Origin of the sequence: Aurantibacillus circumpalustris, assembly GCF_029625215.1 — a bacterium.
GTDB classification, from domain to species: Bacteria; Bacteroidota; Bacteroidia; order B-17B0; family Aurantibacillaceae; genus Aurantibacillus; species Aurantibacillus circumpalustris.
The window spans coordinates 1363562-1390229 of the sequence record NZ_CP121197.1 but is presented as its reverse complement, the minus strand read 5'-3'; the positions used below and the strand labels follow the sequence as shown (position 1 = coordinate 1390229).

The 26668-nt window shown below is 34.7% G+C and carries 22 protein-coding genes; 8 read left to right on the top strand and 14 right to left on the bottom strand.

The annotated features are described in order from the left end of the window. Positions 1–3: 3 nt before the first annotated feature. From P2086_RS05825 to P2086_RS05790, 8 genes are all read right to left on the bottom strand, one after another. The gene (locus tag P2086_RS05825; RefSeq protein WP_317899502.1) at positions 4–636 is read right to left on the bottom strand and encodes a class I SAM-dependent methyltransferase; all 633 of its coding nucleotides are present in this window, start codon (positions 634–636) and stop codon (positions 4–6) included. 6 nt (positions 637–642) lie between these two features. Then, entirely contained in the window at positions 643–1446 is an 804-nt protein-coding gene (locus P2086_RS05820; protein ID WP_317899501.1) for an NAD-dependent epimerase/dehydratase family protein, read from the bottom strand. Further along, positions 1425–2300, bottom strand: a complete 876-nt coding sequence (locus P2086_RS05815) for a hypothetical protein (RefSeq protein WP_317899500.1) — start codon at positions 2298–2300, stop codon at positions 1425–1427. The genes P2086_RS05820 and P2086_RS05815 overlap by 22 nt, the downstream gene beginning before the upstream one ends. 31 nt (positions 2301–2331) lie before the next feature. Then, positions 2332–3225, bottom strand: coding sequence for a class I SAM-dependent methyltransferase (locus tag P2086_RS05810; RefSeq protein WP_317899499.1), 894 nt, complete (start codon positions 3223–3225; stop codon positions 2332–2334). Then, a complete protein-coding gene (locus tag P2086_RS05805) occupies positions 3222–4421 on the bottom strand; it encodes an ABC transporter ATP-binding protein (protein WP_317899498.1) in 1200 nt (399 codons plus the stop codon). The genes P2086_RS05810 and P2086_RS05805 overlap by 4 nt, the downstream gene beginning before the upstream one ends. A gap of 54 nt (positions 4422–4475) precedes the next feature. Further along, positions 4476–5567: a proline and serine-rich protein 1 family protein gene (locus tag P2086_RS05800; protein ID WP_317899497.1), complete on the bottom strand. Its 1092-nt coding sequence runs from the start codon at positions 5565–5567 to the stop codon at positions 4476–4478. Positions 5568–5578: 11 nt separating this feature from the next. Beyond that, a complete protein-coding gene (gene uvrC / locus P2086_RS05795; protein WP_317899496.1) occupies positions 5579–7405 on the bottom strand; it encodes an excinuclease ABC subunit UvrC in 1827 nt (608 codons plus the stop codon). Between the two features lie 365 nt (positions 7406–7770). Then, positions 7771–10146 (bottom strand): polysaccharide biosynthesis tyrosine autokinase, encoded by a 2376-nt coding sequence (locus P2086_RS05790; protein WP_317899495.1) that lies wholly within the window; start codon positions 10144–10146, stop codon positions 7771–7773. 85 nt (positions 10147–10231) lie between these two features. Here P2086_RS05790 and P2086_RS19125 point away from each other — a divergent pair, with 85 nt between their 5' ends. The 3 genes from P2086_RS19125 (at position 10232) to glyA (ending at position 12761) form a co-directional block, all read left to right on the top strand. Further along, a complete protein-coding gene (locus P2086_RS19125; protein ID WP_502547931.1) occupies positions 10232–10462 on the top strand; it encodes an Fjoh_0651 family PID-CTERM protein in 231 nt (76 codons plus the stop codon). A gap of 10 nt (positions 10463–10472) precedes the next feature. Then, positions 10473–11015, top strand: coding sequence for an exosortase X (gene xrtX, locus P2086_RS05785; RefSeq protein WP_317899494.1), 543 nt, complete (start codon positions 10473–10475; stop codon positions 11013–11015). Positions 11016–11483: 468 nt separating this feature from the next. Further along, on the top strand, positions 11484–12761 hold the full coding sequence (gene glyA / locus P2086_RS05780) for a serine hydroxymethyltransferase (RefSeq protein ID WP_317900251.1): 1278 nt from the start codon (positions 11484–11486) through the stop codon (positions 12759–12761). A gap of 190 nt (positions 12762–12951) precedes the next feature. Here glyA and P2086_RS05775 read toward each other — a convergent pair whose 3' ends face one another. Together P2086_RS05775 and P2086_RS05770 are read right to left on the bottom strand one after the other, a co-directional pair. Then, complete coding sequence (locus P2086_RS05775) at positions 12952–13305, bottom strand: DUF1801 domain-containing protein (RefSeq protein WP_317899493.1); 354 nt, start codon at positions 13303–13305, stop codon at positions 12952–12954. Then, a complete protein-coding gene (locus P2086_RS05770) occupies positions 13289–14464 on the bottom strand; it encodes a glycosyltransferase family 4 protein (protein WP_317899492.1) in 1176 nt (391 codons plus the stop codon). Before P2086_RS05770 ends, P2086_RS05775 begins: the two co-directional genes overlap by 17 nt. Before the next feature lie 27 nt (positions 14465–14491). Here P2086_RS05770 and P2086_RS05765 point away from each other — a divergent pair, with 27 nt between their 5' ends. Together P2086_RS05765 and P2086_RS05760 are read left to right on the top strand one after the other, a co-directional pair. Beyond that, positions 14492–15064, top strand: coding sequence for a MarC family protein (locus P2086_RS05765; protein ID WP_317899491.1), 573 nt, complete (start codon positions 14492–14494; stop codon positions 15062–15064). Further along, positions 15061–15435 carry a DMT family protein gene (locus tag P2086_RS05760; protein ID WP_317899490.1) on the top strand — a complete coding sequence of 125 codons (375 nt, stop codon included), beginning with the start codon at positions 15061–15063 and terminating at the stop codon, positions 15433–15435. The genes P2086_RS05765 and P2086_RS05760 overlap by 4 nt, the downstream gene beginning before the upstream one ends. Before the next feature lie 37 nt (positions 15436–15472). Here P2086_RS05760 and P2086_RS05755 read toward each other — a convergent pair whose 3' ends face one another. Both P2086_RS05755 and P2086_RS05750 read right to left on the bottom strand, forming a co-directional pair. Continuing rightward, positions 15473–16129 (bottom strand): DUF2461 domain-containing protein, encoded by a 657-nt coding sequence (locus P2086_RS05755; protein ID WP_317899489.1) that lies wholly within the window; start codon positions 16127–16129, stop codon positions 15473–15475. Between the two features lie 2 nt (positions 16130–16131). Continuing rightward, the gene (locus tag P2086_RS05750; RefSeq protein WP_317899488.1) at positions 16132–17220 is read right to left on the bottom strand and encodes an AI-2E family transporter; all 1089 of its coding nucleotides are present in this window, start codon (positions 17218–17220) and stop codon (positions 16132–16134) included. Between the two features lie 39 nt (positions 17221–17259). Here P2086_RS05750 and P2086_RS05745 point away from each other — a divergent pair, with 39 nt between their 5' ends. Beyond that, positions 17260–18540, top strand: a complete 1281-nt coding sequence (locus P2086_RS05745) for a GWxTD domain-containing protein (protein ID WP_317899487.1) — start codon at positions 17260–17262, stop codon at positions 18538–18540. 11 nt (positions 18541–18551) lie between these two features. Here the strand turns inward: P2086_RS05745 and rnhA are convergent, their stop codons facing one another. Beyond that, positions 18552–19016 carry a ribonuclease HI gene (rnhA, locus tag P2086_RS05740; RefSeq protein ID WP_317899486.1) on the bottom strand — a complete coding sequence of 155 codons (465 nt, stop codon included), beginning with the start codon at positions 19014–19016 and terminating at the stop codon, positions 18552–18554. A 244-nt stretch (positions 19017–19260) separates the two neighbouring features. Here rnhA and sucD point away from each other — a divergent pair, with 244 nt between their 5' ends. Continuing rightward, positions 19261–20151 carry a succinate--CoA ligase subunit alpha gene (gene sucD / locus P2086_RS05735; protein WP_317899485.1) on the top strand — a complete coding sequence of 297 codons (891 nt, stop codon included), beginning with the start codon at positions 19261–19263 and terminating at the stop codon, positions 20149–20151. 242 nt (positions 20152–20393) lie between these two features. Here sucD and P2086_RS05730 read toward each other — a convergent pair whose 3' ends face one another. Beyond that, positions 20394–22922: a tetratricopeptide repeat protein gene (locus P2086_RS05730; protein WP_317899484.1), complete on the bottom strand. Its 2529-nt coding sequence runs from the start codon at positions 22920–22922 to the stop codon at positions 20394–20396. Between the two features lie 150 nt (positions 22923–23072). Here P2086_RS05730 and P2086_RS05725 point away from each other — a divergent pair, with 150 nt between their 5' ends. Continuing rightward, a complete protein-coding gene (locus P2086_RS05725; RefSeq protein ID WP_317899483.1) occupies positions 23073–26660 on the top strand; it encodes a sensor histidine kinase in 3588 nt (1195 codons plus the stop codon). Positions 26661–26668: the final 8 nt, after the last annotated feature.

The window sequence follows — 26668 nt, the reverse complement described above, 5'->3', positions numbered from 1 at the left end:
TTTTTATTCTTTTACAAAATCTATTATTAGTGAGGAGTAATTTTTTATTTCCGTGTCTTGTTTATCAGAATTGCCAGCAGTTCTAAGAATTTTACCATCAGTGGCTCTTAATTCAGTACTTACCAAATTACCTTCCTTAGAATAATATTCTCTTGGAATAATTTTGAATTTAGATCCCGAAAAAGTTTCGTTGATTAAATCAATTGTCCATAATAATTTATGATCATCAGATCCAGGGCCACTTCCAAGAGGTTTTACATAATCAATGTATTTTTTATCTGGATGATAACCATCTGGTACAGCAAATCTAAAAACACCTTTTGGTTTTAAATAAGAATAAATTAAATCAAATGCGATTTTGTTTTGCTCAAGTGTTAAATGCTCAAAGACATGTTCAGCAAGAAGATTGTCTATCTTAAGAGCTCCGAAAATATAATTCCATTGATCTGACTTTGTAACATCAAATTGCGGAAGATCCGTGTTAATCCAATCACCACTGGTTAATTGGTGATGACCAGCACCCAAAATAATTTTTATGGCTTGAGCATTGCGTTGTTTTTCCTTTACACATTTCTTGATTTTTTTTCGTCCAAGAACTGCCCAACGGTACCTCTTTATTTCGGTAATAAAACCCATCCCTGTTTATTTATTTTTTTCTTCGAAGAACTTTTTAGACTTTTCGGAAATATTTTTTATGCCAGTTTTAAAATCTGTTTTAAATACAAGTGGGTAAGTCGAAATTGGTTCGATTTTATTTGAGTACCCTTTTTTATTTCCAAGTTTCATAGGAACATTGTGTAATGCCGCTATCTGCGATGCCATCTGTTCAATGGTAACCCAATTACCATTTGTAATGTCCACTCGTGTTGCACCAGCATTGCGAATGGCTATCATATTTTCTACACAGTCATCCATGTATATAAACTGGCGCTGTTCCTGACCGTCAGTTAGCAATTCAATCTTTTTATTGATAAGTGCTTGCTGAATTAGATCTGGAATAACATGCGATTTTTCCCCGGGTTCTTCCCAACCATATACGTTCCAGAAACGACAAATTTGTCCGTTTAAAATCCTCGACCATTCTTCACCCAATAATTTTGTAACCCCATAAGGTGTGTCAGGTCCTGCCAATTGAGAAGAGGCAAACATAAAAGGCAATTTTGTACTTTCAAGAAACTGAAATACTTTTTCACAGATGGTAGTGTTGTTGCGAATAATATCGAGCAAATAATTTTCGTTACCTAAATATTTTGCGCCGCCCACTTCCCACGCTAAGAACCAAACATAATCTACATCTTTGTACGCATCAAGATTATCCGTGCGCACATCAAATCCAGTCTTTAAATCCAATGAAATAACTTCTTCATTAATAGATTTGAGATAATTACAAAGCGCTGTACCAATAGTACCAGCCCCACCTAACACTAAATTTTTTCTAATTGCCATATCCGTTTGCTTAGTTGTATGAATGTTTTGTCGCTAAATCCCCAGGTATCAGCATTCTGATATGGAATGTTATTAAACTGATGTGCACCGTGAGTTGCGTTAGCGCCGTGAACAATGGACTCAGGATGATCCAAATGAAAATGGGTTCCGAGTACCATTGGCTTTAGACCTTTATGATACAATTGATTTAGTCCATTAGAATCAACACCGGCACGAACATTGGTTAAAGTTTCATCGTATCCACTTGCTTGCATCCAATTGTCTTTGTGGGTTAAAATAAAATTTCCAACTACTGAACCCATGTGATCTGGAGCAGGGAAAACAACTACATGCGTTTCTTTATTATTCAGGTGATTCTCTGTAATAGATTTGTTGTCCCATTTAAAACTAACATAATGGGTACCATACACATATTTATTGCTGAGCTTTTTAAGATTCTCTTTGGTATCATTTCCAATCAAACAATCGGCATTAATCATTAGAAGCCAAGGTTTAGTAGCCATTCGCATGCCAATGTTTTTTGCAAAATATTCCATAACGGGCATTTTTGGATTTTGCGTTATTGTTTGATGCACTTTATTTGAGACAGAGTAGCATTTAGCATTCGTGTATCTTTCCTCTATCCATTTACAATCACTTTCTTTATCTTCAATTTTATTCCATTCCACATAAATTAATTCAGCACCCGGCAACTGTTTTAAATTCCAATCAATAGTTGTTTTTAATCTTAAAGAAAAATCGCCGCCATAATTATCATTTCTTCCAACAACAATAATTGAAAAGTCAGATGGTTTCACTTCTATTTTTCTTTCCGAAAATATCCACCTCAGCTTCCAAGCGAGTCGCTGAAGCATAAATGAAATTTTATTTAGATAAAAACCCATCCTATTTTTTATAGCGATTTAAAACTATTTTTGAAACAGTGAGCAACTTCCCTCTATTAATGTCTTTAGCAATTTGAAGTTCATGAGGATATGTTACTTCCGGCACGTAAACAGTAAGTGCTCTTTCTCTTGGAATACTTTTCATTTTTGAATGATCTGTATACACGGTTCCACTCGGCTTTTGAAGTACTAAACCAAAAACATCCATAGATAAACTTTCTACTTTTACAAAACGATCAGTCGGCCAATTCATATTTATAAAATTACACGGAATAAGTCCAGTGTAATTAAGAACATCACCAATCGACAAATATTTATTTGAAAGTGCAAAATCAAAAGTAAGAATAAGACGTCCATCTGGTTTTAATATTCTTGCCATTTCTTTTAATCCCTTTTGCCAAATTGCAGGATTATCAATATGCTCTAAAACACTGATGCAAAAAACTCTGTCAAATGAATTATCCTGAGCATCAATTTTTTCCATTCCTGAAAATTTAAATTGTATGCCGGTATCCTTAATAAATTCTTTTCTTACCCCAAAAGCAAAATGTGTATTGTCGTTTTCTAGAAAATCATTGTCAAATCCAGTTACTGTATTTTGTCCTGTAACACTTGCTAAATAAGGAGTAAAAGGAGTTGATCCACAACCAATATCTGCACACGTCATTCCTTCTTTTAATTCCGCATTAATTATCGCGAAAGGATACTCCCACATTCTTGCTCCATAAAATGTTCCGGAAGCATTGATAATAGGATTATCCAAAAACCTCGCTTTGTTTAAAGTTGCATGATCCGGTAAATTATATTTCAGGTTTAACGCTTCAATCGCTTTGTTTATCTCTACGAAACGAGCATCGCTTAAATCAGAAATTTCTGCATATTTTGAATCTATCATTGTAGCTTCCAATTTGAATTAATAATAAAGGAACCCGAGAGATCGTTTATAAGTTGGTGATTGTGAGCCGCGTTCGGTTTAATTTCTACTGTATAAAGATCGGGTAAATATTCTAATAAACCCTCCTTAGAACGCGCACCAATACTCAAAGAATAAATATTTGATTTTAAAAAAGAGTCGAATTCTACTTGCATAGTATAGTCGCCTTCCTTTTCTACATTCAGTACTGCAGAAGATTGGTTTGACCGAACTTCCAATACTTTTGTACCAGAAGATTCAGAAAATAAAACACCAACTACCAGATCAGTGATTTTTTGTGTTGTTGTAAATTCTATGTTGATTTGGATTTTATTTTTTTCTAAAAGATTTTCTTCGTTCGCAATAACCATATCGGTAAACTGAAAAATGGATTGCGAAGGACCTTTACGCAAAGCATTTTTTAAGGATACTTTTCCGGGTAATAATTTATTTTGGTAATGCGCTATCGATTCAACAGTTTTACCACTGTAGATGATGGCACCTTTTTCAAGTAAAATGCTTTTCTCACAAATATCTTTTAATTGAACGAGATTATGGCTCACAAATAAAACAGTGCGTCCGCTTTTGCTTATATCACCCATTTTACCGATGCATTTTTTTTGGAATTCGGCATCGCCTACTGCGAGAACTTCATCTACAATTAAAATTTCATTTTCTAAAAAAGCAGCTACCGCAAACGCTAAACGCAATTGCATGCCACTACTATAATGCTTTAGCGGCGTGTCAATGAATTTTTCAACATTTGCAAAATCAACTATGGCATCAAAATTTTTAAGAATTTCTTTGCGCTTCATACCCAAAATAGAACCATTAAAAAAAACATTTTCTCTTCCGCTTAATTCTGAATGAAATCCAGTTCCTACTTCCAAAAGTGAAGCAATTCGACCTCTACAAGTAATATTACCAGAAGTTGGGGGTGTTATTTTAGAAAGAATTTTAAGTAATGTTGATTTTCCTGCTCCGTTTTTACCAATAATACCGATAGTATCACCGGCTTGAACATCAAAACTAACATCCTGTAAAGCCCAAAACTCCTCTTTTTGAGAAGAAGGTTTTAAAAAAGAAAACAAACTCTCACGCAAACTTAAATACGGTTTAGCATTACTTTGAATCTGATACTTTTTACTGATTCCTTTTATTTCAAGAATTGGCTTCAACGCTGTAAATATACACAAAGGAAGGGTATTTTTATAAAGAGATTTAGGCTTTGTTTAACGCGACTGCTTGTTTACAAAATCCTGTAGTTCACTTATACTTTGACCATAAGAAAACACCTCTTTCGTTAGCATAAATTTATCCTTATCCACACAATACTGGAACAACAATTTTGCAACTTCTAGTTTTTCACGGTCGTGAACAAACTTACTGAGTACTTGTGTAATCTGATTCGAAGAATAACATAAATCTACGTAAGTCCTTTTTAGCGATTCAAATCTTTCTGCATCGTTAGAAAACGTTGCTAGTTTTTCGCAGTATTTATCAATTAGCATTTGTGAAGCTGAGGACTCGCATTTTTTTGTCACCTGCGTTTGTTTCTCCTCTGCGTTCCTGAAAAACGTGTCTAGTTCTTTTATCGAAGCTTCGAAACGAAAATTTTTCTCAAGTTCCTTTTTGTTATTGAGATCCACTAGATGAAGATATGCTAAGCGCACGATTTTCAATTTCTCGATTTCATATTCAATGTAATTTAATAGCTTGCTTAACTGACCAATGCTCAAACAATTATTACGACACACATTTTCAACAATCGTAAACTTATGATCAGGAACCTCTGCCTTTGTCATGAGTAAAGCAACATAATTCAGGTTTTCTGCAGGCATCGCTTTTTGGCAACTATTTTCTTTTGGAACATTATCAAAGTAAAAAGGTTTTCCTTCTTTCAATTCACAAAAATGTCCCAAAACAGCATTTCGGTATTTCTGGCTAGTATCAACTACTGGCTTTACTGGAACTAAAGGACTTGGCAATGGACTTACCGCGTACGTTCCAGCAAAGCGGAGTTTTAATTTTGTGCCATCGCTCTCCAATTGGAAATTAAATTCTTTGTTCTTAATGGAAGTTCCGTGCTCTAAAAAATAAATCGTAGACGGATACCGTTTTTTGTTTTCATATTCAACTTCAATATTTAGCGTATCTTCTGTGATTTTTTCGACTAATACATGGGCTTGCCATGTTTGGTTGTATGCTTTGTTTGAAATAAAAACCCTAAATACTTTTCCATCAGCAGAAGTTAAGCTCAGGTTATTTTGAGAAAAATAATTGCAGATTAAAAACAGAAAGAGTATCAATGTTTTGCATCTCATACTTAGTTTTTTTATTCTTGAATTGAATTAGAATTTTGGCTATTAAAAAAATCATAAACCAACTTTGCCTTTGAAGCACCAATTACTTTTTCCATTTCTTCGAGAGTAGCTTCTTTAATGTTTTTTACGCTTTTTAATTCGATCAATAATTTTTCTGCTGTTTTAACGCTTATGCCTTTTATCTCGTTTAACTCTGTTTTAAATGTTTCGCGACTTCGTTTGTTGCGGTGATGCGTAATTCCAAAACGGTGCGACTCATCGCGAATTTGTTGAATAATTTTTAAAGTCTCGCTTCGTTTATCCAAATATAAAGGCAAGGGATCTCCAGGGAAATAAATTTCTTCTAAGCGTTTTGCAATTCCAATGATGGCTACCTTTCCCATTAAATTTAGTTTTCTTAAACTTTCAACAGCAGCTCCCAATTGACCTTTTCCACCATCAATAACAATCAATTGTGGCATTGGTAAATTTTCTTCTAAGACTCTTGAATACCTTCTAAGAATCACCTCTTCCATGGTGGCAAAATCATCTGGACCAACGACGGTTTTTACATTAAAATGTCTGTATTCTTTTTTTGCAGGTTTTCCATCTATAAAAACAGGCATGGCACTTACCGCGTATTCACCCTGCATGTTACTATTATCAAAGCCTTCTATACGGCGTGGTTGTTCGCTCATTCTTAAATCTTTCATCATCTGATTCATGATGCGTTCTGTATGTCTTTCAGGATCGGTTAAAGCAAGTTGATTCTCTCTTTCTTGTTTATAGGCGAGTGCGTTTTTATAACAGAGATCAAGTAACTTTTTTTTGTCACCAATTTTTGGGATCACATACTCGCAATCTGTAATAGCAATACTCGGAGCAAAAGGAACTAATATTTCTTTACTGGCACTTTTAAATCTATTTCTAAATTCGATAATCGCAAACATAAGCATGTCTTCATCACTTTCTTCAATTTTTTTCTTTAGTTCGATTGTTTGTGCATGGATGATAGCTCCATTAATTATTTTAAAATAATGTAGGTAGGCGTTCTTTTCGTCACTAATAATATTAATGACATCTGTGTTAGTGATAGAAGGGTGTACAATCGTGGATTTACTTTGGTAATCGCTTAAAACATCGATTTTATTTTTTAATAGCTCAGCCTTTTCAAATTCATACTTTTCGGCGGCTTCATTCATTTTATCTTTTAGATCACGTAAAGCAAATCCTATGTCACCTTTAATAATTTGGCGAATTTCAGAAATGTTCTGATTGTATTCATCCTCTTCTTGTTTGTTTACACAAGGCGCCTTACAACGACCAATATGAAACTCCAAACACGCTCTGAATTTACCTTTGTCAATATTTTCTTTACTTAATAAATAGCTACAAGTACGTAAGGGATAGGTTTGACGAATGAGATCCAACAGAGTATGCATTACTTTTCCAGAAGCGTAAGGACCAAAATACTCACTACCATCTTTTATTTGTTTTCGCGTATAAAACAAACGTGGAAAACGCTCATTTTTAAGAATGATCCAAGGATACGTTTTATCGTCCCTCAGATTTATGTTGTACCTGGGTTTAAGACTTTTAATTAAGTTATTTTCCAGAAGCAATGCGTCTAATTCACTGTTTACCTTAACGGTTTTAATGTCGTGAATTTTATTTACCATGATACGAAGGCGCCCATTATCGTGATCTTTGGTAAAATAAGAAGTAACCCGTTTTTTTAGATTTTTTGCTTTACCAACATACAATAAAGTGTTCTCTGTATCGTAATATTGATAAACACCAGGTGTTTCTGGCAAGGTTTTTATTAGGTTCTGTATGTGTTCAGGAAAATCTTCAGTCACACGGTAAAGTTAGAAAATCTATAGGACGCTCTTTCTTCTTTTTTCAACACAGAGGTTCGAAATCGCCAGGTTACAAAATGTTTGTTTTTTGATGCAATCCGTAAAAAATATTTACCACGAAAACTTGTCCGCAAATAAGCCTAAAGTTTAAATAAATTAGAATTATTTAAGTCTATCAAGACGAAATTTCTTCTACCCAAACGTCGTCACAACAATGATTACTAACAGGTACTAAGTCGGGGTTATCCCGCTAAGCCAGTAGGGCATCGTTTCCAAAGGCTTCTACTGTCTAACTTCGGTTTAATCGATTCTGATAATAAGTAAACTTATTCGTAGATTGCTTACCAGTTTCCTGCAACTGGAAATTATTTTTTATATCCCGAGCCTTTGCCGTAACCATAACCATAACCATAACCATAACTATACCCATATCCTTGATAATAGTAACGTTTACTGTTTCTGCTTACACCATTTAAGATAAGTAAAACATTTTTTAAATTATTCGATCGAATTACTTCTTCAATAAAAGTAACCACCTTTTTAGTACTTGATCTTGTGTTTAATACAAATATTGATGCATCAACATTTTGTATGAGGTAGATGGAATCAGACAAAAGGCCAGCAGGAGGTGTGTCTATAATCACATAGTCAAATTCAGCTTTAGCTTGGGTAATAATTTCTTTCATCTTATCAGAAAGAACAAAGTCAGAGGGATTAGGTGGCACAGGGCCTGAATAAATACAATACAGATTTTGAACATACGTTTCTGAGACAATCTCCTCAAAACTATTTTGACCTGTTATGCAAGTTGTGATACCTTTAGTTTGAGCCTGTAGGCCAAAACGTTTATAAACCCTAGGTTTGTGAAGATCGAGTTCAATGATAACTGTTTTTTTACCACTCTTTGCCAAAGTAGCTGCTAGGTTTACCGAAGTAAAGGTTTTCCCTTCACCGGGTAAAAAAGAGGTCACCAAGTATGTTTTTGCATCGGTTTCAATATTCGCATATTGCAAATTTGTTCTTAAATTTCTAAACGCCTCCGAAATCTGATCATTCGGCCTTTGTTCAACAATAATGTCTTCAGCTAAACTATCTTTCACAAATGGCAGAACGCCAATCAAAGGCAATTCAGTCATTTCTTTCAATTGTTCTACAGTTTTAATTTTAGTAAAGAAAAACGCTCTAACAAAAATGATTAAAATAGATATAATGAGACCTATTGAAAAGAATTGCTTTTCAATTTTTGGTTTATCTGGCGAGTCAACACCTGCGTATCTCGGAACTTCCACAATTTTCATATCAGGTACAATACTTGCCCTCGCAATTTTTGTACTAGCCTTTTTTTCTAAAAGAAAATTGTATAACTCTTCGCTTACCGTTGCTTTACGTTGAATATTTAATACATCCCTTTGTTTGCCTGGTATAAGTTTGGCCTCACTGATGTAATCAGAAATTTCTTTTTCTAAATTCACAATTTGCATATTCGCAGCTTTGCGTGCATTACTGATGTAAATTAAAAGATCTTGTTTTGTTTTTTTGATGCTCGCGCGCAGATCAGCAACTAACGGATTGGTTTCCTTAGCCACATTATACATCCTATTCAACTCAATTTGTTTGGTGTACAAATCGTTCACAGCCTGAGTCATAAAACCACCCTTTTCAATAATAAATACAGAAGGCGGTAAAAACTGTGGATCTTTATCTTCTATAATATATTTTTCCAAGTCATTTAAAGCACTTACTTGTAATTGCATTTGTGATTTTTCCCCATCATACTTACTTATCTTATCCAGAAAATCGCCTTGCTGCCACTCTAAATTGATAATGGATTTTTTCTCCTTATAATTTTGCATCGTATCCTCAATGTTTTTTAAGGAAAAAGTGATCTCATTTAACTGTTTGTCTATGTAGGCAATTGTTCGTTCGTTCAGTTCAAATTTCGATTTTAGTTTACTTTCAGCATAAACACCGTTCAGGGTGTCCAAAATTAAAATAGCACGCTCTGGAATAACATCTTTAAGCACCACTTTCAATATCTGGGTATATTCGGGATTTTCTACCACTAAATTTGATCGGATCTGATTGACCAAATAGTCTTTATTATGGATGTTAAACTGATAAAAAATAGTCTTGAAACCCTCAATGGTTTCTTTGGTGAAACTCTTATCTCGGGTAATATTAATAATCAAGTCTAAATCGACCAGTTCTTCATCAAATTTTCCTTTTTTTACCTGCTCGGTTCCTTCTTCCTTAAAGCTTATTTCATAATTTTCAAAATCTACAATTTTTAGGTCAAACATTTGCTCATAAAACCGAGGGTTAATGGAATTAATTGCGATATTGAACGGTATTCCAGAAAATTGCTCAGTGGTGCGCACTTTTCCCACAATAAAATAAGAAACCTGCAAACGATCTAATAACTTATCGACCACTTTACTGGATAAATCATAGGATTGAATAATACGCGTTTCGTTCGAGTTATCCATGTAAGAACTGGCTGCGAAAAAACTAGCATCACTAAGAACATTGTTTTTGTAATAAGCATCGTCAGATTTGAGCAAAAATTCAGTTGATGCCTTATAAACAGTTGTTAAACGGTACACGTAAAAAGTTCCAAGAGCGTAAAAAATTGGCAAAATTATTAAAGGGATCCACCAATTGGGTTTTAAGATGCGAAGTATAAGATTAAGATCCTTTGCAGATACAATAGCCTGTTTTTTATTGTTTACGGGATTTGTCAATGAGAGAATGTTTTAATTAACAAATATAAAGTTTTAATGTATAATTTGCGGGCTTCGGGGATTTTTTATACATTTAGGGCTTATAATGAAAACAATTAAATTAATTTTCACAGCAGTTTTTTTTATTTGCATATCGGTTTGTTATGCTGCACCAAGCCCGCCACCATCAACTACCGGGGGAACAACAGGTCCCGCTTGTTGGCCGCCTCCTTGTGTGCCAATTGACAATGGTATCATTTTTTTAATTGTTGCTGGTGTCCTTTATGGTGCAAAGAAAATCTACGATTTCCGCAAAAGCGCACAAACACTTTCCTAAGTCTTTTTAAATGAAGGCTAGCATTACATCCAATGCCTTTGTGAAATTTATTGTTGGTTCAGGATCACTTTACCTATGCCTTTACCTCATTTATCAATTTATTGTTAAAAAGTATACACTCTACGATCAAAAATTTATAGGTAGTATTATTGAGGCGGCTGATTGGCTTTTAAATTCTTTTGGTTACATTACTTTTAAAATTCTTCAAGATCATGATATGCAGGTTATCGGTATTGATGGGTCTAACGGGGTATGGGTGGGTTCAAATTGCAATGCTATTACTTTATTTGCTTTATTTTCTGTGTTTATTATTACCTATCCAGGGCATCAAAAAAACAAATTTTGGTTTATTCCAGCAGGTATAATTGCTATCCATTTACTTAATATAATAAGGGTTGTTGCTCTGGCCTTAATAGCTAACTATTATCCTAAATACCTAGACTTCAATCATACCTACACCTTCACCTTTTTGGTGTATGCTTTTATTTTTTACCTGTGGATCATTTGGGTTAATACATTTTCCACAAAAACAGAGAAAAAAAATCATGCTTAAGTATAGTTGGGCTTTCATATTTATCCTGACCTTCGCAGCCATGGGCTATTTTCGAGAGTTCTTTTTTGTCCATTTAAATATAATACTCTACGAAAAATACTACCATTCTACGTCACCCGCTCCTTTTCCTGAAATTATGATTTTTTTTAGGCGTTTTTCATACGACACTTTGTATTACTCAAAATATGTATATACCCTGCTTTGGATTCTGTTCTACTTCCTAGCCAATTTTTTCGCACTAAAAAAACTGAGCAACGTCGTTTATTTTCGAAAAATTCTCGTTTACACCTACCTAATAATGTTTGTACTTGCATTTTTCGCAATGGCCTACGGCTATTTTATAAGTGGGAGGCTTCAGGATGGCGAGTACACGTTAAGCCGATGGCTAATGGGCATTGCGCAATCTCCAATTATTTGCTTAATTTTATTGGCGTCAGAAAAATTATATTTAAAATCCTTTCCATCATGATAAAAAAAGATACGACTGTTTTTAATTTAATAAAAGAGGAATTACACCGTCAAACAACAGGTGTTGAATTGATAGCTTCCGAAAATTACGTGAGTAATCAAGTAATGCAAGCTATGGGTTCAGTACTTACAAATAAATACGCTGAAGGTTTACCTTTTAAACGTTATTACGGTGGTTGCGAAGTCGTAGATAAAATAGAGCAATTAGCAATCGATCGCGCTAAAGAATTATACGGTGCAGCATGGGTAAACGTGCAGCCGCACTCTGGCGCACAAGCAAATGCTGCAGTGATGCTGGCTTGCTTAAAACCTGGCGATACTATTTTAGGTCTCGATCTTTCGCATGGTGGTCACTTAACACATGGTTCTCCAGTAAATTTTTCAGGTAAATTATACCGCCCAGTTTTTTATGGCGTTGAAAAAGAGACAGGCGTTATTAATTACGACGTTCTTGAAGCAACGGCTAAAAAAGAATCACCAAAAATGATTGTTTGTGGTGCCAGTGCTTATTCACGCGATTGGGATTATGTCCGTTTACGTAAAATTGCTGATTCTGTTGGTGCGCTTTTAATGGCTGACATTGCGCATCCAAGCGGATTAATCGCAAAAGGAATTTTAAATGATCCTCTTCCTCACTGTCATATTGTTACAACAACTACTCATAAAACATTACGTGGGCCACGTGGCGGCATGATTATGATGGGTAAAGATTTTGAAAATCCATTTGGTGAAAAAACCCCAAAAGGCGAAACAAAAATGATGAGCAATGTGTTAGATATGGCTGTTTTTCCAGGCACACAAGGCGGACCTTTAGAACACGTAATCGCTGGAAAGGCCGTTGCTTATGGAGAAGCCTTAACCGATGATTATATGCACTATTGCATTCAAGTCATTAAAAATGCTCAGGCCATGGCTAAAGGCTTTATGGATTTGGGTTACAATATCGTTTCTAAAGGAACAGATAACCACATGTTTTTAATTGATTTACGTAATAAAAATTTGAATGGAAAAGAAGCATTAGCAGCGCTTGAACAAGTAAATATCACGGTAAATAAAAACATGGTACCATTTGATGATAAGTCGGCCTTTGTAACATCCGGCATTCGTATTGGTTCTCCGGCAATCACTACTAGAGGACTTAAAGAAAAAGATTGTTTGAAGATTGTTGAACACATTGACAATGTTCTAATGAATAAAGACAATGCTAAAGAATTAGCAAAAGTTAAAAAGAAGGTAAATACTATGATGGAAAAATATCCATTGTTTGCGAATTCATAATAACTGAAACAATCTTAATACCAAAAACCACCAAGTTTTTCTTGGTGGTTTTTGTTTATAAATAGAGCGATACCAGATAAGCCTAACGCTCTACGCTATTCCTTCATGTGAGAGAGTACCCGTTATCAGCCTCTTAAAATTTTGCGAGACAAATCAAGGCAATACAAAAGGAGTTTTCGAAAAGCGTGTATTAACTTGAAGCGTGTATTTTAATTGCCATTGTCAGAATCTCTTCAAGACTTTTAATATCAATGTCTTCATGAGCATCTATTCGAAAAATCTTCATTTTTTTTCTTCCTTCGCTTAAAAGTGTTGGATGACTAATTTTATTTCCATGTACAAAACTAATGTAGATCTCTTTACCCTTGGGATCATAGGAAATAAAACAAAACCATTTTTTTTGATAATAATAAAAGGGCGTATTGTTTTTTCGTTGTTCTTCAACCCTTTCTGAAAAGTCAAGTATAAAGCTGCGTAGAAAAAGAAGACAACTTCTATAAGGCTCGTCTTGCGCATTAAAAAAATGATCAACGCATTCGGCCATTGTTAAAAATTTCTAAGTATTTCGCTTTATTTGCCTCAACCGAATATCGTTCAATGACCGTTTTTCTCCCGGCTTTCCCCATCTCGTTTCTTATAGTTTTATCATCAATCAGTTGACTTAAGCAACGAAACCACTCATCTTCCGTACTAGCCAGAAATCCGTTTTTATCTTGCTCCACAATTTCTTTATTTATTCCAACAGCACTTATCACAACTGCAATCTCACAGGCCATGTAAGATAAGGCTTTCAGTCCACATTTACCATTAGCCCAGGCATCGTCTGGTAATGGCATAATGCCAATATCAAAACTGTTAAGTTCATCTACTTCGGTAGTTTCTGTCCATGCTTTTGGAATTACGTTGAGATCCGCGCTTGAATAATGCGGGTCACCGAGCACTTTAAAGTTTACTTTATTTCCATAAGCTAATTTGATTTTCATTAAAACGGGGAGCAATGTCTCAAAATGTTTTACGGTGCTAATACTACCACTCCAGCCAATAGTTATTATTTCATTATTTCTAAGCTTCGGTTTCGGCATATGAAAGTCAGTATCAATGGTAGTAGGAATAACCTTTGTATTTTTATTTATTGTTTGAGATTTCTTAGCCAGGTAACTATTACCAGCAATTACACAATTTGCATAAGAAATATTCCTGAAAAATTTTTCAGGCTTTTTAATAAACTCCCATTTTTTATTTCCGGGACTAGTATCAGCCAACCAAATACTATCGTCAAAATCAAAAATCACATAAGCTCCAGATTTGTGCGCGCGTTTTTCAAAATAAGAAGTTCCTAAAAAAGAGGCTTCCCGTTGAATAAAAATAATGTCGAAATTTTTAAAACGAAAACAATCTTTTAAACGAATTAAAACAGATTTTATAAGGATAAAAATTTTTACAAGAAAATTTCCCTGTGAATAAAAAGTGGTATCGTCTTTTTCATTTAAAAGGTAAGAAAATGTAAAATTAAATCCGTGTTGTTTTAAAAAGGGCAAATACTGCTCAAACCTATAGCGCTGACTCGGTGAGCGTTTAGGTCGGTGGGCACAAAGAATAAGTACATTAGGCATTTTATTTCCCCATTTTGAAAAGCTGTATAAATGTATAAAATTTAGATCAGACTTGTGAAGTTGTTTTGAGTTTGGAATTATTTGTTCCATAATTCGGAATAAATTAGCTTTACACTTGTGAATTTAGTGTTTGATATAGTTGAAATTTTAAAAGTTACTACGGTGCTTTTTGCGGTAATAGATATTATTGGCTCCATCCCTGTAGTAATTAATTTAAAACAAAATGTAGGAAACATTAATGCATTCAAAGCCTCATGGGTGTCTTTACTCATTATGCTCATCTTTTTACTTGTTGGCCAGTCTATTCTAGAGATTATTGGAATCACAGTTGAGGACTTTGCTATTGCTGGTTCTTTTGTGTTGTTTTTTATTGCGCTTGAAATGTTACTGGGAATAAAAATTTATAGAGATGATATTCCAGCGACTGCATCCATCATTCCACTAGCCTTTCCACTCATTGCAGGAACGGGTACGTTAACAACATTATTGTCTATTCGCGCAGAATATAATTTACTATCGATTATTATTGCCATTTTTTTTAACGTGATTATTGTTTATTTTGTATTAAAATACATTACACTTTTAGAAAAACTTCTTGGTGTGGGCGGTATAGCTATCATTAAAAAAGTGTTTGGAATTGTGCTACTGGCCTTAGCTATTAAATTATTTAGAAAATACACCGGCCTATGATGTCCCGTCCGCTCGCAACCATTCTTTTACTGATTGCCTCCAACACGTTTATGACGATTGCCTGGTACGGACATTTACGTTTTAAAGATCTTCCTGTTTTAAAAAATGCAGGATTGATAACAATAATATTGATCAGTTGGGGAATAGCTTTATTGGAATATTCTTTAATGGTACCAGCTAATAGAATAGGGAGTACAATAAATGGTGGGCCATTTAATATGTGGCAATTAAAATTGATTCAGGAAGTAATTTCTATTTCCGTATTTATAATTTTTACGCTTCTGTTTTTTAAAACTGATGAACTCAAATGGAATCACATCGTTGGTTTTTTATTTTTAATTGGAGCAGTATATTTTTTCTTTAAGAAATAGAACAAAAACATCTCCAGAAGATTCAACTCAAATAATCCTATGAAGTCGCAATTCTTAAATATTCCAAAAACGGATTCATAGCTCTAAACCCTGCAACAATAGTTTTTTCAATATCTTTCTCGTTTAATTGTTTATCCGATAAGGGATAACTCACCAAAAAATGTTTGTTTTTCAGAATCTCTAAATGTGGGTGCTCTTTATCAAATCCTTTTGGCGCAGTTTTTAACTTGCCTTCATCATCAAGACCTTTAAAATACTTTTTGAATGAAATTGAATTTAAAATTTTAAAAAAGGGATCGGGATTGTAATCGATTTCTTGTCTGATCGCATTCAGCATTTCCGCTTCCGGCATATACACTCCTCCAGCCAAAAAACTTGCTCCTGGCTCAATATGTAAATAATAACCAGCTACTAAAGACTTTTTTCCTCCTGGGTTAATACTAGCGCCAAAATTGTTTTTGTAAGGTGTTTTATCTTTTGAAAAACGTACATCTTTATATATCCTAAAAACACAATCTTTCGCCTTCATATCTGGGGAAATCTTTTTGTCAAATTTGGCAACACCCTTTATTATTTTGTCAATAAAAATTTCGTGCTCTTCTTTGGCTTCCAAATAACTGTTTTTGTTTTTTTCGAACCAATCACGATTATTATTCGCTTTAATTTTTTTTAAAAAGGAAACGGTCTTTAGCATAATCAGGAATTAATTTTTTCAGATATTTTTTTAAAGAATTTTAAGTGCGTTAAAAATTCTTTTGCAACAATGCGAATTAAAGTATAGGTTGGAAGGGCAACAACCATCGCAAATACACCGCCAAGACTAGCAGCCATAAGCGTTACAAGAAATATTTCAAGCGGGTGTGCTTTTACAGAATTGGAGAAAATAAAGGGTTGCAAAATAAAGCCGTCTAATAAATTTATACTGAGTAAGGTGAAAAATATTTTATAAATGGTCGGACTAATAAGTTCATAACTTCCAGTACTAATGCAACTGCTTACTCCCAAAGTAAGTGCTATTATCACAGTGATCATGGAGCCTATGTAAGGAATAACATTCAGTATGGAGGCAAAAAAGGCAATTACCAAAGCGTTTTTAATCCCTAAAATAGACAAACTAACAAGTACCGTTGTCCCAACAATAACCATGTCTAAAAACAAACCGGTGAAGTATTTGCTTAGCATTTTCTTGCTAGTACGCAATATATCGCTTGTTGCGTTTTCGTATCCAGATGGCGTTATTACCAAAATACTTTCTTTTACAATGTTGGAATCTCTTAAAAGGAAAAAAGTAATAAATAATACACAAAGTATTCCAGCGGTAATGGTACTAAAATACGCGAAAATGTTATTTACTATAAAGCCTATATTGTTGGCACTCATAAATCCACTAAGTTGTTCGGTTACATTTTGTTTGATGGCTTCTTCTGAGCCGAATTTTAAAAGCAATGATTTAAAAGAAGGAAATTGATTGAGTGTATTATGCATGACCTCGTAAAAATTAAGCCCATAAAGAAAGTCTATTTCACTGGCCAGTGGCGGTATAATCAGGTAAAAGAAACCAAAAAGAATGCTAATGATTAATACAAGGGTAAATAATGCAGAAATACTATTTGGAATTTTTTTTGAACCAATCTTTACTCGGTTTAAGCGATAAGTAACAGGAGAGCCTAGTAAAAAAAGAACAAGCGAAATAAGAAGATAAATAACAATTTTAAAGAAAATAAGTACAAAAAAGATTAGAGCGAGTACTCCAATAATTCGCCATACATTAATATTTAGTTTCATGTATAACAAAGATAGTTTTTATTAGTTAAATTTGATTTGTTGAGGAGACTGTCAGTAAATATTCTTTTATTTTTAACTACACTTTTTCTTACTAGCTGTCATACAAAACAACAGTATTCAACTAAGCCAACGAAGAGCCTTATAAATCCGGATAGTGATTTACTCGAAGCGAATGCCGTAGCCTACCACTTAAATGATTCGCTTACGAGTACCTATTTAGAAATAAAAAACGAAAATCTTCTTTATAAGAGACCAGATACCACCTCCGCCTTTTATGCCGAGGTAAAAATTTCCTATAAATTATTAAGCGAACAAAACTCCCGGAAAATTTTAGATAGTGGAAGTTACATGCTAAGGGATCGTTCTGCTGGTGAGTATGTAAAAAATAAGTCATTGTTTTCTCAGTTTAAATTAAAAGCATTTATAGGTGCGAATTATTATTTAGAAATAGAAATTTTTGACCGAAATAAAAAAACAAAATACACCCAGGGCTTAAACATATACAAGCTTAACGCATACAGCGATCAAAATTTTCTTATTACCCTGAACGATTCTGTGGCTTTTAAAAATAATTTTTTAGCAAACGATCAGGTCATCGTTCAATTCTCTAATCCTGCAATTACGCAGGTTACGGTAGATTGCTTTTTTAAAGAATTTGGCCCGGCACTTCCTCCCTTCTCCACAAAAAGTCCTGATGAGATCACCTACAAACCTGATAGCGTTTTTATCATGTCCTTGAGTACAAATCAATTTATGCTTAGCATGCCAAAAAAAGGTTTCTATCACATCAAAACAGATCCTCAAAGTTTTCTTGGCATAACATTATATACTTATGACGCTACATTTCCTGGAGTAAGCAATAGCGATGAAATGATTGATTGTACGCGTTACCTTATGAGTAAAGATGAATTTGAAAACTGTAAAGATGCACTGGATAAAAAAAATTGCATTGATAATTTTTGGTTAGAGTTAGGAGGGAGTAATGAACGCGCTCGTGAATTATTAAAACGCTACTATGGAAGAGTAAAAGAAGCCAATAAAAATTTTAGTAGTTATACTCAGGGTTGGAAGAGTGATAGAGGAATGGTATTTATTGTTTTTGGTCCGCCTATAAATACATATAAAAGTAAGAGGGATGAAATTTGGGTTTATGGGAATGAAGCAAATCCCAATTCGTTGCGCTTTGTTTTTAATAAGACACGAAATCCTTTTACCGATAATGATTATGTCATGGAGCGCTCACAGTTTTATAAAGACAATTGGTACACCGCAGTTGAATATTGGCGGGAAGGGTTGATTTATATGAACAGGGGACGGTAAATGAGAGAAAGTTAACTTTTGATGGCTTCGTACCCTTCATCTATTGGTAAACTGGGTTTTTTAGAAGCTGCCACCGCTAGTTCATCACAGCGATTATTCTCTACATTACTGGCATGACCTTTTACCCAAACAAAGGTGTGTTTATTGGAATCATAAATACGCAAAAACCGTTGCCACAAATCTACATTTGCTTTATTTTTAAAACCTGTTTTTCGCCAGCCAAAAACCCATTTTAGATTAATAGAATCTACAACGTACTTGCTGTCAGAGTATACTCTTACGTGCAAAGCATTATGAGTAACACTTTCTAGTCCAACAATAACTGCCAATAATTCCATGCGATTATTAGTGGTTCTTTTAAATCCACCACTAATTTCTTTTCGGTGGTTTTTAAATTTTAAAACGAGTCCAAAACCACCAGGACCCGGATTTCCGCTTGCAGCGCCGTCTGTATATAATTCTATATGGTCTTCCAAAACAATAAAACGTGAAAGTAAAATAATTTACGTTATCCTGAACTAAGGATCCCACTAATTTCACGAATTTGCACAAAAATAAGCATGAGTGTACATTGTTAAATTGCCAGCACTTACAATACTATCAGCGAAAGGAAGGAGGAATATGTGTTGGTGAAAATTAGTGGAATTCGTGGCTGTAAAGCAGAGTAAACCTTGTGGAACTGTAAATTTGTACTTATATTCGTGCTTTAAATTTTCGAATATGTCAGTATTAGTAAACAAAGATTCTAAGGTAATAGTACAAGGCTTTACAGGTGGTGAAGGTACGTTTCATGCAACACAAATGATTGAATATGGCACCAATGTAGTTGGCGGAGTAACTCCTGGAAAAGGCGGTACCACTCACTTAGAACGTCCGGTATTTAACACTGTTTCAGAAGCGGTTCAAAAGGCAGGTGCTGATGTGTCTATTATTTTTGTGCCGGCTGCGTTTGCGGCAGATGCGATTATGGAAGCCGCTGAAGCTGGTATTAAAGTGATTGTTTGTATTACAGAAGGAATTCCTGTTAAGGATATGATTTATGTAAAAGAATATTTAAAAGGAAAAGCTTGCCGTTTAATCGGACCTAATTGTCCTGGTGTTATTACTGCCGGGGAAGCTAAGGTTGGTATTATGCCAGGTTTTGTGTTTAAAAAAGGTAAAATTGGGATTGTTTCCAAAAGCGGAACATTAACATATGAAGCGGCTGATCAGATTGTGAAAGCTGGAATGGGAATAACTACTGCCATTGGAATTGGCGGAGATCCGATCATTGGAACACCGACTAAAGATGCGGTTGAATTATTGATGAACGATCCTGAAACAGAAGCGATTGTAATGATTGGTGAAATTGGTGGAAGCTACGAAGCAGAAGCCGCGCGTTGGATAAAAGCAAATGGAAATAAAAAACCAGTAGTTGGTTTTATTGCAGGTCAAACTGCTCCTAAAGGACGTACAATGGGGCACGCTGGCGCTATCGTTGGTGGTGCGGAAGATACAGCGCAAGCAAAAATGCAAATCATGCGCGAGTGCGGCATACATGTGTGCGAAAGTCCTGCCGAAATTGGTAAAACGATGGCTGCTGTTTTAAAAGGACAAAAAGTATCTGCATAAAAATTAAATTTATTTCAAAAATGCAAACCACCTTCGGGTGGTTTTTTTGTGGCTAGCAGAAATTCTTACTGGTTCGGTCTTTGCACTCTTTTGCCACGTAATGACGGTGCACTTGAACTCGTCACCGCAAATTAGAGCGCATGATAGCAATAAAACCCGAAGCAGTTTCTGTAAGATGCTACAAAAGCAAAAAACCATCTGTCGTTCAACAGATGGTTTTTCTTAAAAGTTTTTTATCGGTCCTAATTATTTTTAATTGGCTGTGATTGAGGGGCCATCGTAACCGGAGCCTGCCCTAACATTTGAGGTGTAATCATAGGTAATACCTTTTTAACCTCTGCGTAATTTGGATCAATTTGAATAGCTCTATCCCAACTTTTTTTAGCTAAACCAAATTTCCCTTGATTAAAGTAAGCGCCACCTAAATTATACCAAGCTTCTTTGTCATAAGGCACCAATAAAGTCCACATGTTATAAGCAATGGCTGCTGAATCCATACGTCCTCGGTTAAATGCTCCAGACCCTCTGTTTTTTAGATCGTTTGAGTATACCTGATAATAATTTCTCAAGTAAGGATTATTTGGATACAAACGTTCGGCATTTTTCCAATAGTAAAGTGCTTCGAAATCTTTTCTCAATTTAAAGTAAGCTAATCCTAAATTTAAATATCCATTTACGTAACGTGGATGTAACTCAGTGGCATGCTTTAAGAATGCAATTCCTTTAAAAAGAGCTGCTTCGCGTTTATTTTTATAGCCACCTGTCTTTACCTCTTCGTCAGTAATAACTAAAGTACCGTTATAATCATTAAAACGCGTTGAGTCCTGCCCAACAACCTGAACACCTGTAACTTCTTTTGTATCGGCCAAATCAACCCAACGGGCACCTGCATTTCCTAAAACAAGTACAGAGTGTGGCATGGTTTTTACGTCTTTTAAGAAGAGTGTTACATCATTTTTCCAATCCCAGTTACGTTCCCAGGTTTTGCAGCCAAATAAGAAAGTGATTACTAAAACAACGCACACAAGTGCTATTCTTCTCATGTTAAATGCAATCACTGATAATTTATCTAAGCCCTTCAGCATAAAGTAAGCAATGGCAATACAAAATCCGATAGACGAGTGAAAGATCAAACGTTCACCCATTGTTGCACCAATGTCCATTAAAACGTTTCCAATCATTAACGCAAATACAATGTAAGTCATTAAAGCAAAACCTAAAATATGTTTCTTTAAAGTATAATGAACGGCTGCAACCACCATTCCAACGTGTATTATAATAGACAATAAAAAGTCCCAACTTGTAAAATGACGGTACTCAATAGTATTATATGAATAATCGGAAGACAATGTAGCAGGGAAAATTTGTAGCCATAGGTATTTTAATAACACAAAGCCTTTAGTAGCGAAACGTTCTTCGCCATTTGCTAAAAGGTATGGATTGTTTAAAATTTCCGTGTCTGGAACACCTGGTTTTAGTTTAACAGCAACCAAACGCATTGCCAAATAAAACAACATCACAAAGTAGAACCAACTCAAGAGTTTATGGAAATTGTTTTTCTTATTGGATCCCATCATAAAAATTCCAACCAAAATATATAAGAAAGGGAATACCCAGAATGAGCGAATTGGCTTAGCTCCGGGCTGTGCATGCATATCAAAGTCACGCTTTAAATACAACATCATCACAGCGCAAAATACAAATGCAAGACCCACATAAAGTGTTTGTTTAAATTCTTTTGTATCGAAAAACGTTTTAACATCAAAATCATTTTCTGTAAATGTGTACACAGCCAATGGTACCAATATTAACAAGGTAACAGCGTATTCTTTTGATAACAATGCGAGCAAGAACATGAGCGAAGACCAAAATAAATCTTTGTTCTTTTTGGTCTCCAGATATTTGAATGTATAAAAGAAGGTGAGCGAGAGGAAGATTAATGAGAAAATCTCATCACGGCTTTTCACATTAGCGATGGCTTCTGAGTGTATCGGGTGCATCGTAAACAGTAAAGCTGCGAGAAATGCCAAGTCTTGATTGGTACGAAAAAAATAACGAGAAAAAACAAGGTATAATAACATACACCCAAGGGCGAATGTCCAAATATTATTAAAATGGCGCACTTTAGCACCGTATACCTGACAGTCTATTTCATTAAAAATTCCATCTACATTAAGATCTTCATCCCATTCGTTTTTAAAATTTTTGTTTAAATCCCAACAGCTGTAGCACTCGTTTCCTTCTGCTAATCCGTTATTATTTAAATCAACATAATCGTTGTACTCGTAATTTGTTTCAGGTCTGCCGCAAGGAGAAGTATAACTTACCATGTCCTTATCCAGAACTCCGTTTTTATTAGAGTCTTCCACTTTCATGTAAAGACCTGTGCGGTAACTGCCAATAAGTTGTTGTTCAAGTGCAAAACTTACAACAGATAAAGGACGGTAACGACCCCCGGCTAATTGATCTGTTGCACACATACGACGGTAAAAACTCTCGTAAGCATCACGGGTCATGATGTCTTTAATACCTCTAACACCCTTGATTACGTGATCATTTTGATGAATAATAATTCCGTCATCTAGCGCATATTCGCCATTAATGGAAGTGATATAAAAAGTAAAACCAATAACGCCTATAAGAATTAAGGCGATCTTGTGATTTAAGAATGTGAAATACTTGAAAGTTTCACTTAAGGGCGCAAAAGTTGGAGCTTTTAACGTTGGTGCTTTTGATGTTGATTTTAAAGGTGTCTTGTTTCCCTGTGCCATAAATAATAAATATCTGCAAATTACAAATATAAAGCCAAATTAATAATGATCCCCGAATTTTTTTTACTGTTTCACCAGAATTATCCTTAATTTGCTCATGTAATCTAAGTTTTTGGGAGTTTATTTCATGAACGATCAAGCCGGCATAAAATGAAAAGTGGTAAAGTAAACTTCACGTCAATTATCCTCGGCCTTATTCTTATTGGAGGTGCAATTATTTTTGATCGGTATTCTGTATTTTCCATCGAGGAAATTGGAGTAAAATCTACAAAAGCGATTGAAAAAAAGGCTGAGCTCTGCAAAAAAGCGTTTCCCTTACTTTTTACAAAAGATGTTGGCACAGATTGGGAGCAGCTTTCAGAGTATTACGCAAATGAGAGAATCGGACTGTACCTTTGGCAAAATGATAGTCTTATTTTTTGGAATAACTCGCAAATACCGCTGCCTAAAGTTTCCGCGATATTTTTAAAGACTTTCGGATTTATTAAACTACCACATGGGCACTATTTATACTTTAAAGAGGTAAGTGGCCAAAAAACTGCTCTAGCGCTATGTCTGGTAAAGCCAGATTACGAGATTCAAAATAATTATCTTAAGAACGATTTTAAAGACTGGACAGGTATTCCAAAGGGAATTACGGTTGATACAAGCTCAAATGCTGAACATAGAATTACAATTGATGGTAACAGTTTATTCTCCATTAAAGGAGGAGAGGAAAAATTTAATAATACTACAGGAGATAACCTTGCTTTTATATTCTTTTTAACTACTTATTTAGCGTCGCTGTTATTATTACTTCTTAATGTAAAACGAAGTAATAATGATGTATTTGCTGGTTTTTCTGTGGTAGGCGTCCTGATAATTCGCTTTTTAATGATTGGCTTGAAATGGCCGTTTTTTTTCTATCGAACAGCGTTGTACGATCTTCAGTTATTTGGAAATGCCCAATCTTTTATGAATGGCTACCTGGGAGATATCTTATTGAATGCCTTCACCTTATTATTTATTGCCGCCGTATTCCATTTTTATTCTTACAGGCTAACAAAACAGGCAAAGCAATTTGTCTATTCAGCGTTGATGGTGGGTTTCATTTTCATACTCTTTTATCAATTTAACCAAATAGCTGTAAGTTTAATCAACAACTCCACTTTGAGTTTTGATTTTTTGAGCATCTTCAATATAAAATTTGAAGTCTTTATTGGTCTTGGAGCTTTGAGTGTATGCTCACTCGCTTCGTTCTTGCTGATAAATTGCTCATTGCAAGTTTTTAATGGCAGGCAATTTTTCGTGGTGTATTTATGCATTTGTACTGTGCATTACACCCTTTATAGAGATACTGGTTTGTTTGAAAATTATTGGCTATTACTTTATGCAGGATTACTTTTTTTGTTGCAAAAATTTTACAATTCTAAAATTGCTTTAGCTCTTGGACTACAAATACTATTTATGTCGGTGGTGACGTCTAAATTTTTGAATACCTATATAGAGAAAAACCAGCAGCAAGATTTGAGTATTTTATCAATCAAGTTAAGTGACAAACAGGATGCTATTTTAGAAAACGAATTTGCTGATATACCCAGACGAATGGCACAGGACGAGCCGCTTAATAGGATGCTTAATTTTTTAGCGGATATTCCAACTGCTGAAAAGGAAACCGAACTTTTATTAAAACAAAAGTACTTTGGTGGGTATTTTAATCGATACACGGTGGAGTTTTCCTTGTTTGATAAAAACTGTTCGCCGCTGCTGGAAGTAAAAAAGCCAGTACACGTGAACGAAGGTTTTTTTATTGATCAAATTCGTGAAAATTCGGATTCTACTTTTGTAGAAGGACTATTTTTTGTAAAAAACTACAAAAAAAATGTTCAATACATTGGTAAGATAAATTTGGGAGATAGGCGCCTATATGTGATGATGGAGCCAAAGCAATTTGAGGAACTGGGTAGTTTTCCGGATCTGTTGCTTGATCAATCGCAGCAGAAGCCTGAGAAATTAAAAAGTTTTAGTCATGCTGTTTATCGTTCGCAACAAATTACAAGCCGCTTCGGGGATTTTAATTATCCCTTTTCACTTCAGGATTCTATAACGCTGTTGAAATCAAATCAGGATTTTATTCATCACTATTATCAACCCGACGAAAACACGGAGGTAATTATAAGTCAAAAAGCCAAGCGCTGGAACTATTTTTTCACGTTTAATTCCTATCTCTTATTGTTTTTTTCAATGGTGACGTACTTATCTTATCTTGTATATTCAGCAGTATTTACAGATCATTTCTCAAGCCCCACATTAACGCGAAGAATTCAAACAATTATTATTGTTTTATTATTGTTGGCCATGTCGGCGGTGGGTATTACTTCCGGAAATCTTGTGAGTAGGCAGTTTGATGGAAATAATAAAAAGCAGTTGGAAGAAAAAACACAAATCATTATCAACGAACTTAGCAGTCAATTTAAAGCCGAACAATTGTTTGATGTATCTCAAAAGGAACTTATTAATCTTAAATTAAAAGAATATAGCAGACTTTTTAATACCCCAATAAGTTTGTTTTACAAAACTGGCCAGTTGTTTAATACCAGCGAGTCAAAACTGTATGAAAATGGGTTGGCGGCTTCTTTAGTAAATCCAAAGGCCTTTTGGGAGCTTAATAATAACCGATCTTCTTCACAGAGTGTTACGGATAAGGCCGGAACATTAAAATACATTTCACTTTACACACCATTGTTCGATGCGAACAAAAAGTTAATTGGATTTATCAATTTACCCTATTTTGCTAAACAAAGCGATCTAGCGAACGAATTATCAGGCATAATCAGTGCTTTAATTAACGTGTATGTTATTTTGTTTGTGATCAGCATCCTTACGGGATTAATTCTTTCTGGTTTTATCACACAACCACTTCGCATAATTAAGCAACAATTAAGCAATGTGACTCTGGGTAAACAAAATGAAAAAATTGTGTGGCAGAGCGATGACGAAATCGGAAAATTGGTTTCCGAATACAATCAAATGCTAGTAAAACTTGAAAATAGCGCTAATTTGTTGGCGCAGAGTGAGCGTGAAAGTGCTTGGCGTGAAATGGCAAAACAAGTGGCGCATGAGATAAAGAATCCTTTAACGCCAATGAAACTAAATTTGCAGTATTTGCAAATGCTCATGAAGAGTAATCCCGATGATTTTAAAGAGAAATTTGAAAGAGCGAGTGCTGGAATTATTGAACAAATTGATTCGTTGGCAAATATAGCTAATGAGTTTAGTAATTTTGCCAAATTGCCTGGTACTCAATTGCAAAAAATTAACCTCGTGGATGTAATCGCCTCAGCCATGCTTATTTTCGAAAATCAAAAAGGCGTTGTTTTTAAGAATAATATTTCATCGGAGCAAATATGGGTGAATGGCGATAGAGACCAATGTTTACGTGTGTTTAATAATGTTCTGAAAAATGCCCTTCAAGCCCTTGATGGAGTTAAAGATCCATTAATAAATATTGATATAGAAAAAAACGAAGGCGTTGTAATTATCGCAATAAGTGATAACGGTTGTGGTATTGACGATGATATGAAATCTAAAATTTTTACTCCTAATTTTACAACAAAAACTACCGGTTCAGGCTTAGGCTTAGCAATGGTTAAAAATATCATGCTGGGTTTTGAAGGAAGTATTTCTTTCACCTCAGAAAGTGGGAAAGGAACTACATTTTATCTTGAATTTATTCCTTCAGAAAAGGGTACTTTGTAAAAAAAATC

What these genes read in the sequence shown, in the direction of transcription:
- P2086_RS05825 (WP_317899502.1), bottom strand. Translation starts at nt 636, where the DNA reads ATGGGTTTTATTACCGAAATAAAGAGGTACCGTTGGGCAGTTCTTGGA.
- P2086_RS05820 (WP_317899501.1), bottom strand. Translation starts at nt 1,446, where the DNA reads ATGGCAATTAGAAAAAATTTAGTGTTAGGTGGGGCTGGTACTATTGGT.
- P2086_RS05815 (WP_317899500.1), bottom strand. Translation starts at nt 2,300, where the DNA reads ATGCTTCAGCGACTCGCTTGGAAGCTGAGGTGGATATTTTCGGAAAGA.
- P2086_RS05810 (WP_317899499.1), bottom strand. Translation starts at nt 3,225, where the DNA reads ATGATAGATTCAAAATATGCAGAAATTTCTGATTTAAGCGATGCTCGT.
- P2086_RS05800 (WP_317899497.1), bottom strand. Translation starts at nt 5,567, where the DNA reads ATGAGATGCAAAACATTGATACTCTTTCTGTTTTTAATCTGCAATTAT.
- P2086_RS19125 (WP_502547931.1), top strand. Translation starts at nt 10,232, where the DNA reads ATGAAAACAATTAAATTAATTTTCACAGCAGTTTTTTTTATTTGCATA.
- xrtX (WP_317899494.1), top strand. Translation starts at nt 10,473, where the DNA reads ATGAAGGCTAGCATTACATCCAATGCCTTTGTGAAATTTATTGTTGGT.
- P2086_RS05775 (WP_317899493.1), bottom strand. Translation starts at nt 13,305, where the DNA reads ATGGCCGAATGCGTTGATCATTTTTTTAATGCGCAAGACGAGCCTTAT.
- P2086_RS05770 (WP_317899492.1), bottom strand. Translation starts at nt 14,464, where the DNA reads ATGGAACAAATAATTCCAAACTCAAAACAACTTCACAAGTCTGATCTA.
- P2086_RS05760 (WP_317899490.1), top strand. Translation starts at nt 15,061, where the DNA reads ATGATGTCCCGTCCGCTCGCAACCATTCTTTTACTGATTGCCTCCAAC.
- P2086_RS05755 (WP_317899489.1), bottom strand. Translation starts at nt 16,129, where the DNA reads ATGCTAAAGACCGTTTCCTTTTTAAAAAAAATTAAAGCGAATAATAAT.
- P2086_RS05750 (WP_317899488.1), bottom strand. Translation starts at nt 17,220, where the DNA reads ATGAAACTAAATATTAATGTATGGCGAATTATTGGAGTACTCGCTCTA.
- sucD (WP_317899485.1), top strand. Translation starts at nt 19,261, where the DNA reads ATGTCAGTATTAGTAAACAAAGATTCTAAGGTAATAGTACAAGGCTTT.
- P2086_RS05730 (WP_317899484.1), bottom strand. Translation starts at nt 22,922, where the DNA reads ATGGCACAGGGAAACAAGACACCTTTAAAATCAACATCAAAAGCACCA.
- P2086_RS05725 (WP_317899483.1), top strand. Translation starts at nt 23,073, where the DNA reads ATGAAAAGTGGTAAAGTAAACTTCACGTCAATTATCCTCGGCCTTATT.